Genomic DNA, 356 nt, shown 5'->3' with positions numbered 1-356 from the left:
CAGAAGGTTTGCAGTGCCTGCTCCAGGTCGGCACGCTGATAACCTTCCGCCAGCCGGAAAGGTGCTTTCAGCGTAGCATGAAAACCATAGCGTCTGGCATCGCGCGTCAGGGTATGCAAGACCTTGGGAGCAACGTCCGTGACGCGCAGTTGCTGCCCTTCCCGCATATCGCGGATATCGCGACCCAGCCACAGATTACCGGCTTGCAGCCAGGCCGGGTTGGATATGGGGGAAAAGTAAAGCGCGTAACGGGCCATTAATCACCTACCTGATCACTCGGAAAGCGCAATGAATCGCGCAATAAAAAACTCATCGGCATGGACAGATTCGCGCCTTTAGGCGGAATCGCGCGCATA

1 pseudogene is annotated in these 356 nt (G+C 56.5%); it reads right to left on the bottom strand.

Features of this window, described 5'->3' with window-relative positions:
* Positions 1–257: pseudogene (locus KDM89_RS20580) on the bottom strand (DUF1045 domain-containing protein); the annotation flags it as partial.
* Positions 258–356: the final 99 nt, after the last annotated feature.

This window comes from Cognatundibacterium luofuense (genome assembly GCF_018139685.1).
Taxonomy (GTDB): domain Bacteria; phylum Pseudomonadota; class Gammaproteobacteria; order Burkholderiales; family Burkholderiaceae_D; genus Undibacterium; species Undibacterium luofuense.
The sequence above is the reverse complement of the archived record's forward strand: the minus strand, read 5'-3'. Positions and strand labels throughout refer to the sequence as shown.